This window comes from Kitasatospora sp. NPDC085895 (genome assembly GCF_040702125.1).
Lineage (GTDB): Bacteria > Actinomycetota > Actinomycetes > Streptomycetales > Streptomycetaceae > Kitasatospora > Kitasatospora arboriphila.
This window is the reverse complement of the sequence record NZ_JBFBJY010000154.1, coordinates 1-8,941: the sequence shown is the minus strand read 5'-3', so window position 1 is coordinate 8,941 and position 8,941 is coordinate 1. Positions and strand designations below refer to the sequence as shown.

The 8,941-nt window shown below is 75.0% G+C and carries 10 protein-coding genes and 1 pseudogene; all 11 read left to right on the top strand.

Going from position 1 to position 8,941, the window contains the following annotated elements; translation table 11 throughout:
• The first annotated feature begins 374 nt into the window (after positions 1-374).
• The 11 genes and pseudogenes from AB0442_RS40775 to AB0442_RS40725 all read left to right on the top strand — a co-directional run bounded on the left by AB0442_RS40775 (position 375) and on the right by AB0442_RS40725 (position 8,933).
• Positions 375-620 carry a hypothetical protein gene (locus AB0442_RS40775; protein WP_366168583.1) on the top strand — a complete coding sequence of 82 codons (246 nt, stop codon included), beginning with the start codon at positions 375-377 and terminating at the stop codon, positions 618-620.
• Between the two features lie 156 nt (positions 621-776).
• On the top strand, positions 777-1,016 hold the full coding sequence (locus AB0442_RS40770) for a hypothetical protein (RefSeq protein ID WP_366168581.1): 240 nt from the start codon (positions 777-779) through the stop codon (positions 1,014-1,016).
• 17 nt (positions 1,017-1,033) lie between these two features.
• Positions 1,034-2,545: a hypothetical protein gene (locus AB0442_RS40765; RefSeq protein ID WP_366168579.1), complete on the top strand. Its 1,512-nt coding sequence runs from the start codon at positions 1,034-1,036 to the stop codon at positions 2,543-2,545.
• 90 nt (positions 2,546-2,635) lie between these two features.
• Positions 2,636-4,765, top strand: a complete 2,130-nt coding sequence (locus AB0442_RS40760; RefSeq protein ID WP_366168578.1) for a hypothetical protein — start codon at positions 2,636-2,638, stop codon at positions 4,763-4,765.
• A 232-nt stretch (positions 4,766-4,997) separates the two neighbouring features.
• Complete coding sequence (locus tag AB0442_RS40755; RefSeq protein WP_366168576.1) at positions 4,998-5,186, top strand: hypothetical protein; 189 nt, start codon at positions 4,998-5,000, stop codon at positions 5,184-5,186.
• 24 nt (positions 5,187-5,210) lie between these two features.
• Positions 5,211-5,633: a hypothetical protein gene (locus AB0442_RS40750; protein ID WP_366168575.1), complete on the top strand. Its 423-nt coding sequence runs from the start codon at positions 5,211-5,213 to the stop codon at positions 5,631-5,633.
• Positions 5,630-6,088 (top strand): annotated as a pseudogene (locus AB0442_RS40745) (XF1762 family protein); the annotation flags it as partial. The gene AB0442_RS40750 and the pseudogene AB0442_RS40745, both read left to right, overlap by 4 nt.
• A gap of 289 nt (positions 6,089-6,377) precedes the next feature.
• Positions 6,378-6,845, top strand: a complete 468-nt coding sequence (gene ssb, locus AB0442_RS40740; RefSeq protein ID WP_366168574.1) for a single-stranded DNA-binding protein — start codon at positions 6,378-6,380, stop codon at positions 6,843-6,845.
• Positions 6,846-6,958: 113 nt separating this feature from the next.
• Positions 6,959-7,555: a hypothetical protein gene (locus AB0442_RS40735; RefSeq protein WP_366168573.1), complete on the top strand. Its 597-nt coding sequence runs from the start codon at positions 6,959-6,961 to the stop codon at positions 7,553-7,555.
• Positions 7,552-7,920 carry a hypothetical protein gene (locus AB0442_RS40730; RefSeq protein ID WP_366168572.1) on the top strand — a complete coding sequence of 123 codons (369 nt, stop codon included), beginning with the start codon at positions 7,552-7,554 and terminating at the stop codon, positions 7,918-7,920. The genes AB0442_RS40735 and AB0442_RS40730 overlap by 4 nt, the downstream gene beginning before the upstream one ends.
• A 68-nt stretch (positions 7,921-7,988) precedes the next feature.
• Positions 7,989-8,933 (top strand): bifunctional DNA primase/polymerase, encoded by a 945-nt coding sequence (locus AB0442_RS40725; RefSeq protein WP_366168571.1) that lies wholly within the window; start codon positions 7,989-7,991, stop codon positions 8,931-8,933.
• Positions 8,934-8,941 lie beyond the last annotated feature (8 nt).

Below are 8,941 nucleotides of genomic sequence, written 5' to 3'. Positions count from 1 at the left end.
GATGATCGCCACCAACGCCGCCGCGCATCTGCTCGGCGCCAAGGTGCTCCACCCCGGCTGGCAGCTCATCGTCCTGGTGTCCGCCATCGCCCCCCCTGGTGCTGTGGCGCGTCCACGTCCTCCACGCCGCCGATACCACCACCGAACAGCCCTTCCCAGTCCCCGATGGCCCGATCGAGCGGCTTACCGCGGCGCCCGTACCCGTGGCCGCACCCGCCGTACCCGAGGCGTACCCGGTCCCCGTACCCGCCCTCGCGGCGGGACCGGAGCCGAAGCCCGCCGCGCGGGTGGAGCCGGTGCGGGAGTTGGCGTTCCTGCCGCTCCCGGCCCGCCCCATCGTCACGCTAGCGGAGCCGAACGAGTGTCCACAGCCTGTGGACGAGCAGGCTCCCTGCGCCGTCGAGCAGGCGGCCGACGGGGCCGATGACCTGCGGGACGACCCGGCCGGGTGGGACGAGCTGGCGCCGGCCGCGGCGGCCGAGTTCGCGAACCTGCTTGCCCACGGTGATGTGCCGTCGGTGCGCACCCTGCGCGCCGAGTACGGCATCGGCCAGACCCGCGCCCAGCGGGTACAGGCCGCCCTCCGCGCCCTCACCGCCGCCGGCCGCGTCCCGGCCTGACCCGACCGCGGCTCCCTCTTCGCCCGGCCGCGGGTACGCCGGGCGGCCCGTGTACCCGCCCGATCCGCGCACTGCGGGTACGGCGGGTACGTCCCGCCGGCCCGTACCCGCGGCCGTCCTTCCTGTCTTTCCTCTTCGACTCGACGGAGCATCACCGTGCCCGAGAACACCACCGTCACCGCCACGCAGCCCATCCTCCACTCCTGGCTGATCACCCTTCAGCTCAAGATCGGGGGTGGCTTCGGTGTCCTCACCACCGAGGGCACCATCCCCATCGCCCCGGGCGGCAGCCGCACCGGCGCCTACCGCGAGATCCGCGCCGAACTGGCCCGGCAGAACCCCGACCTGGAGCAGGCCAACGTCCTGTTCTTCTCGCTGGAGCCCGACCGGCTCTGACCTTGAGGGAGACCGACGTGTCCGACACCACCACGACCGTGGTCGAGGTCGCCCCGGCGCCCCCGACCACCACACCCACACCCGCCGACAAACCCGCCAAGACCACCGCAGCCCCGGCCGCGGCGGTGCCGGGGCTGCCGCTGGCGGTGGCCGCCGCGAACACCGCGGGCGGCCTCACCGCCGGCGCCCTCGCCCTCGGCGGCCCGGCCACCCTCGCCACCGCCGGCGTCGTCGCCGGCGCGGCGGCGGTCGGCGCCCTGGCCCGCCGGGCCCGCGCCAACCGGGCCCGCACCCCACAGGCCACCGCCCTCCACCACACCCCACGCCCCAGCGCCAGACACGGTGGGGCAGCCCGGCCAGCCCCATACGGCTCCGTCCCGCAGGCCCGCCACGCCGGCAGTGCCGCCGCCCGGACCGGGTGGCCCACGCCCGGCAGCAGCACCGGACCGGCGCGGAGCCGAGCCACCACCACCGCCGGCACACCGGGCGTGACGGCCCCTCGGCACCGTCCGGCCGCGGCCGGCACGGGTCGGGGGTCGTCGGGGCCGGCGTTCACCCTGGCCAAGGCCGCCCGGACCGCCGCGCGTGGCGGCACCGGCGCCGGTGCGGCGGGGCGGTGGCTTCTTCCGTCCCCGCAGCGTGCCGCGCAGGCCGAGGCGAGGACGGCCCGGAACCTGGCCAAGGGCCACGCGAAGGCGATGCGCAGGGTCGGGATCGACCCCGCCACCAACGCCGCCAAGTCCGGTAAGGGCTCGGCCGAGGCGCGGGCGGCGACGCCGGAGCAGGCCAAGCGGCTGCGGCGCTCCGCCTGGCGGCACCGGGTCCGGATGACCGCCGCCGCCCTGGCCACCGGGCTGGTCGGCGCCGCCTCCGTCGCCGCGTTCAACTGGCGCCACCCCGGCCGCGTGTCGTCCCACATGCGCCGCACCTGGCAGCGCCTCGCCTCCCGGGCCCGCGCGGCCCGGGAAGCCCGCGACGCCGCCATCCTCGGCGGCCCGGCCGGCACCCCGGACGTCTCCGCGGTGCCGGTGCCGGCGGAGAGCGTCCAGCAGCCCGGTACCACCTCGGCCGCTTCAGCTCTTAAGAGCAGGACCGTCCCCGCCCCGGCCGGGCGGGTGGCGGCCCGAATCCACATCGGCAAGCCCACCGTCCAGGAGGCCACCGTGTCCGACCAGCAGTCCGTCCCCGCGTTCTCCCTGTCGTCCGCGGCGGACGTGATGCTCCAGGCCGCGTCCACGTTCGACCCCGAGCACATGACCGAGTTCGGCGTCCTCGCCGACGACCTGCCGGTCGCGTTCGCCACCCTCCAGGAGGTCCTGCGCGTGCTGGCGGAGCAGGGCCGCGAGAGCCTGCCGCTCGACCCGGTCGTCTCCGAGGAGATCGCGCAGGGCTACCAGGCCATGGGCCGGGTCATCCAGGCGCTGGAGAACGTCGCCCCCGTCTTCCGGCAGGCCCACGCAGATGACCTGGAGCGCAACGAGAACCCGCGCAACGGCCTGGAGGCCGAGCGCAAGTGGAACGTCCAGTAGGTTCCGCCCCTTCCCCGCACCACCAACACCCCGGCCGGGCCGCCCACACCGCGTGGGTGGCCCGGCCGCTTCCCGCGGAGGAACCGCCTCATGACCACCCGCAAGAGCAGGAAGAACCCGCCGCCGTTCACGATCGACTGGAAGGCCGGCCACGGGGTGCTGTCCGGCACCGTCAACGGCACCCTCGGTGCCCTCACCACCGCTAGCCTCGGCCACGCCACCGGCATGCCCGCCGGCTGGGCGCTGGCCGCCGGCGCCGCCGGGGCCCTCGGCGCCACTATCGCCGCGACCCGCCGGCGGCTGACTGCCGCCACCACGACGTTCCGCGCCGCCTGCTGGCTCACCGCCGGCGGCTGGACCTCGTGGGCGATCGCCCACGGCGGCCCCTTCACCTGGCCGCACCTCGGCTCGCTGGCGGTGGCGGGGATCGCCACCGGCACGCTGGCCCCGGTCCTGGCCGGACACGAGGAGGTCGAGCAGGAGGCCCGCCGGCACCTGCTGCTGATCGGCGCCCGCCGGCAGATGGCCGCCGACTGGACCGACCGCATCCGCCGGGTGTGCGGCGTCGACGTGGTGGTGCTCGGCATCGAGCACTGGCCGTCCGGCGCCGGCTACACCCTGGAGCTGGAGCTGCCCGAGGGCGGCACCACCCGACGGACCATCACCGACCGCACCGAGGCCCTCGGCTCCGATTTGGACCTGCCCGAGGGCTGCGGTCTCCAGACGTCGCCCGGCATCTCCCGGCGCCGGGTGCTCGTCATGGTGACCACCAAGTCCCTGGCCGGCATCGAGCTGCCCTTCCCGGTCGACGAGTTGGCCGAGGTCACCACGGTCAACAATCCGGTCCCGGTCGGGCTGCTCTCTGACGGGGCGCGGGCGGAGTTGGACCTGCGGCAGGCGTCCACGATCGTCACCGGCCCGACCGGGTCCGGCAAGACGAACTGGCTGCACGCCCTGATCGCCCTGCTGAACCAGACCAACGACACCCTGGTCTGGGTGATCGACCTCAACGCCGGATCGATCGGCCTGCCCTGGCTCAACGCCTGGCGCGACGCCCAAATCAACCGCGAGGGCTCCCGCTGGTCCGGCGCCGACATCCCGGTGCCGGGCGTCGACTGGGTCGCCTCGACCCCGGCGGAGGCCAAGCGGATGCTGGAGGCGGCGGTGCGGATCGCCAAGCGTCGCAAGGTCGCCTACCAGGACGCCATGCGCGACGCCAACGACGACAAGCTCCCGGTCGGCCCGGACGTCCCCGAGATCGTGATCGTGATGGACGAGGGCGCCGAGGTCGCCGCCACCCGCGAAGCCCGCCAGGTGCTCGCCGGGGTGTCCGAGGTGATTCGGATCGCCCGGGCCATGGCGATCCGGGCCGTCGTCTCCGTGCTGCGGGTGACGCAGGACGTCATGCCGGACCCGCTGGTCCGCAAGATGGCGTCCAACCGGGTCGCGACGGGGGCGTTCGAGGACTCCGAGCTCGGCCACCTCTTCGGCTGGCGCGCCCTGCGGGCCGAGGACAGCTTCGACGGGCCGGGTTCGCTGCTGGTCGGCACCGAGGGCAAGCAGCCCGCCAAGGGCCGCCAGTGGCGCATTACCCCCGCCCAGATCGAGGACGTCTGCGCCCGCACCGCCCACCGCCGCCCCCAGCTCGACGCGCCGTCGCTGGAGGCCGCCGGCCCGGACTACGTGAACCGGTGGCTGATCGAGCGCTGCGGCCACCTGTGGAGCGAGCCCACCCCGGTCCCGGCCGGCGGCCCCGCACCGGCACCCGCGGCGGGCGACACCGAGCGAGGGCTGAACACCGGCCCGCTGCCCGGCGGATGGAAGCACACCGCCCACTGGGACAACCCGCCCGCCACCGACCCGGACGACCTGGAATCGATCTGGCTGCTGCCCCCGGCGGACGAGCCCGGCAGCGGCGGCGCGAGCGCGACGGACTGGTCCGACCCGTCCACCTGGACCAGCGGCCGCGAGCAGGCCGCCCCGGAGGAGCCCGGCGCCAAGGACGCCGCGCTCGCCCTGCTGCTCGCCGCCGGGCCGAACGGCACCGGCGCGTCCGCGATGGAGAAGGTCCTGCGGCCCGAGTTCGGCACCACCCGGCCGACGATCGTCGGCTGGCTCAAGGCGTGGGCCGAGTCGGGCGAGGTCGTCCGGGTCGGCGAGGGCAGCAAGGCCCGCTACGTCCACCACCGGCACGCCCCGCAGCCGCCCGCCGAGGGCTGATCTGCGGCGCCTGTCTGTCGCCTGTTGCCCCCATCACCAGGGAGAGGGGTTCGGACGCTTCCGAACCTGTCATCCCCCTGTCTGACCTGCGGGACTACAGGCGACAGACAGGCGACAGGCAACAGGCGACAGACAGGCCACACGACAGGCAGCCAACAGGCACCACTGCCCCGCCCGGACCGTCCGAGCAGGGCCGACCGCACCCCGCGACGCCCGGAAAGGGACCCTGCTCGTGATCGTCTCCATCAGCCTGACCGTCCTGTCCGCCATCATCAGCGTCCTGCTGATCCGCGGCCGGCGCGTCTCGCTGCCCACCGCCGGAGCGCTCTGGCTGTCCGGCTTCACCCTCGCCTCCACCGGCGTCGCCGGACCCGTCAACACCTTCCTGACCGCCCTGGTCGCTCTCATCACCCATCACTGACCCGAACCGAGGGAGAGCACCGCTATGGACCACCAGCCCTATGCGCCCACGCCGGTGCTCTACACCGCCGACGGCCACCCCCTCTACACCACACCGCCCACCACAGCCCCGATCGCCGTCTACCGGCCCGCACCCGTACCGCACCTGACCCACCAGCAGACCCCGGTCCCGACCGCACCCACCTCCGTCTACCTCCCCACCCCGGCCGCGGAGCCGGGCCGGGACGTGTGGCCCGCCCGGCTGCTCGCCGGCGGGATCGGCGCTGGCGCCGCCGGCATCGGTCTCGGCTTCCTGTTCCAGGCCGTGGCCGCCGCCACCACCGGGCTCGGCTTGCTCGCCGCCGTCCTCGCCCTCGTCTGGCTCCTCAAGAACACCGGAGGCGGTGGCGGGGGCGGCCGGGGCGGCGCGGTGAACCTGTCCGTCAACGTCTCCAACCGCAACCGATGACCACGCCGCGCGTGACCACGGGCCTTACTGTCCAGCCGCTGTCGTTCGCGGAGGCGTGTGTGGTGGTGGAACGGCTGCATCGCCACCACAAGAGGCCGCAGGGGCACAAGTTCAGCCTGGCCCTGCTGTCCGGCGGGGATCTGGTTGGGGTGGCCATCGTCGGCCGCCCGGTTGCGCGGGCCTTCGACGATGGCCTGACGCTCGAAGTGACCCGGCTGGCCACCGATGGGGCAGCAAACGCCTGCTCCGCGCTGTACGGGGCAGCGTGGCGAACGGCCCGAGCAGCTGGCTACCGCCGGCTGATCACCTACACCCAGGACGGTGAGTCCGGGGCTTCTCTGCGCGCGGCGGGATGGCGTCGGGTCGCCGAGTTGTCGCCGCGGCGCGGCTGGGACACCCCCTCGCGTCCCCGGACTGACCGCGGGACCGACCGAATCGCCCGGGTGCTGTGGGAAATCACCACCGCTGATGCGGCGCCCGCGGTCAGCGCCCGTGACGTAATCCGTGACGAAATTCAGTGCCCCATCTGCGGCGATTCGATGCCCCTGCGCCGCGGGCGTGGCCGCCCCGCCCGCTACTGCACCCCGCGGTGTCGACAACGGGCCTACCGCAACCGCTGACCCCGGCCTGTGCCGACCGGCCGTGCCGCCCGCGCCACCGCCGCCACCAGCGGCCGGCGCGCGGGCGGTGCGGGGGACGGACAGACCCGCTCCCGACACCACCGAGCGCCCCTGGGAGGGCCCCGTGTCCGTGGGAGAGACCCCGATCACCGTCGTCGGCAACCTGACCGACGACCCCGAACTGCGCTTCACCCCCGCCGGGGTGGCGATGGCCCGTTTCACCATCGCCTCCACCCCGCGCACCTGGGACAAGACCACCGGGCAGTGGAAGGACGGCACCGCGCTGTTCCTGCGCACCACCGCCTGGCGCGAGGTCGCCGAGCACGCCGCCGACACCCTGACCAAGGGCATGCGCGTGGTCGCCACCGGCCGCCTCGTCCAGCACAACTGGCAGACCCCGGAGGGCGAGAACCGCTCCATGCTCGGCCTCGACCTCGACGACATCGGCCCCAGCCTCAAGTTCGCCACCGCCACCGTCACCAAGGCCCAGCGCACCAACGCCCCGGGCCCGGCCCCGGTCACCGACGACCCGTGGGCCGCGGCGAGGACCGCCCCGGCCGGCGCCGCGCCGACTGCGGAGCCCCCGTTCTAGGCAACCCCACACAGCTCGATCAGCGCAAAGCCCCGCAGCAGCCGTCATTTCTTGGCAGAGAGCGGCTGCTGCGGGGCCCATCCAGTCCGTACGAGACGAACCAGGACTCCAGCATGCCCGAGTTCACCACCCACACGCTCGCCCTCACCGACGACAAGACCGACAAGGACCGGGCGTCCGACGGCCGCTCCCGCTTCGGCGTCTACCTCGCCAACAACAGCCCCCTGCTCAACAACTTCGGCGGCCCGCTCACCCCGGCCGAATTCGCCCGCGCCGCCTGGCGGATCGCCACCGCCCCGGTCATGGCCCCTGGCTACGTCCACCTCCGCCCCGACCTCCACACCCTCACCCTGGTGGCCCCGGACGAGGACACCGACGACCTGGCACTGCGGATCGAGGTGCCGCTGCGGCACCGCGCGCTGGCCACCTGGCCCGCCCGGATCATCGCCGACTGGCAGCCGGACCCGTGGGCCACCGGCCGCGCCGGCTTCACCGCCCTCGCCCGGCCCGACCGCGCCGACCGCACCGCCCTGCTCCTCACCGCCACCGTCCTCATCCCGGTCCCCGCCAACCTGTTGGTCGCCCCGTCCAGCACCCAGCCGGGCCCGGACATGACCCGGCAGGCCAAGCAGACCATCGCCGCCCTGGTCGGCCACGTGAACGCGCACGCGCACCTGGTCAACGACCTCACCGCGGGAGCCGTCCGGTGACCGCCGGCCGGGTGCCGCCGCTGGGCGGCGCCACCGACAGCCTGTGGCTGGCCGTGCTGGCCGCCTCGGCCGGCCGCTGCCAGTGCCGCGGCGCCTGCGGCACGTCCCACGCCAAGCACGGCGGCCGCTGCCAGCGCGAGCACGGCGGCTACCAGCAGCACCACGGCGGCGGTACCGTCCGCCTGATCGTCGCCCCCGCCGACCCGGCCGACCTGTTGCTGCCCGCACACCGGGCCGCGGCCCTGCCCAAGCGTGCCCTCGCCGCCTGGTGCCCGACCTGCCACGACGGCGCCCGCACCCGCGCCCGCCGGACCCAGCGCGCCATCGCGCCCGTCGCCGAACCGGACGGCCTCTTCGACCTCTGACTTGCTGCGGGGCCCGGTGCCGGACTCGAACCGGCACCGGCCCTGTGCTCTGGAAGGACCACCCGCGGATGACCGCACCCAACGCCCTGCTCGCCGCCGCCCTGACCGCCGCCGACCGCGGCCACCACCTCTTCCCGCTCCACCCCGGCAGCAAGCGCCCCGCCCTGCACGCCGAAGACCACTGCCCCCGCACCGGCCCCTGCACCACCGGCCACCAACGCTGGGAACAGCGCGCCACCACCGATCCCGCGGCGATCCGCCGGGCGTGGGGCCATGGGCCGTACAACATCGGTGTTGCCACCGGACCGTCGCGGCTGGTGGTGGTCGATCTGGACGTGCCCAAGCACCCCGGCGACACCCCGCCCGAGCCGTGGGCCGCGCTCGGTGTCCGGGACGGTGCCGACATGCTCGCCGCGCTGTGCGAGCAGCACTGCCAGCCGTACCCGGTCGGCACGTTCACCGTCCGCACCCGGCTCGGCGGCCTGCACCTGTACTTCGCCGCCCCGTCCGGCCTCACCTTGCGGAACAGCAGCGGCGACCGGGGCCGCGGCCTCGGCTGGAAGATCGACACCCGTGCCGCCGGCGGCTACGTCGTGGCCCCCGGCTCGGTGGTCGGCGGCCGGCCGTACACCGTCGAGCACGACGCCGAACCGGCCCCGCTCCCCGCCTGGCTGGCCGTGTTGCTCGCCCCACCGGCGCCGGCAGCGCGGCCCATTCGGGCCGTGCCCCGTCCGCGGACCGGCCGCTCGGGCGGGTACGCGGCGGCGGCCCTGCGCAACGAGGCTGCCAACGTCGCCACCGCCGCGGAGGGCACCCGCAACTGGGCCCTCACCCGCGCCGCCCGCGCCCTGGGCCGCTTCATCGCCAACGGCCAGCTCAGCCGCGGCGAGGTCGAAGACGCTCTTAAGGCAGCGGGCGAGACGGCTGGCCTGCCCCCGCGCGACGTCGACGCGACCATCCGCAGCGCCCTCACCTGGTCCATCGCCAACAACCCCACGGGAGACGCCGCATGACCGCCCCC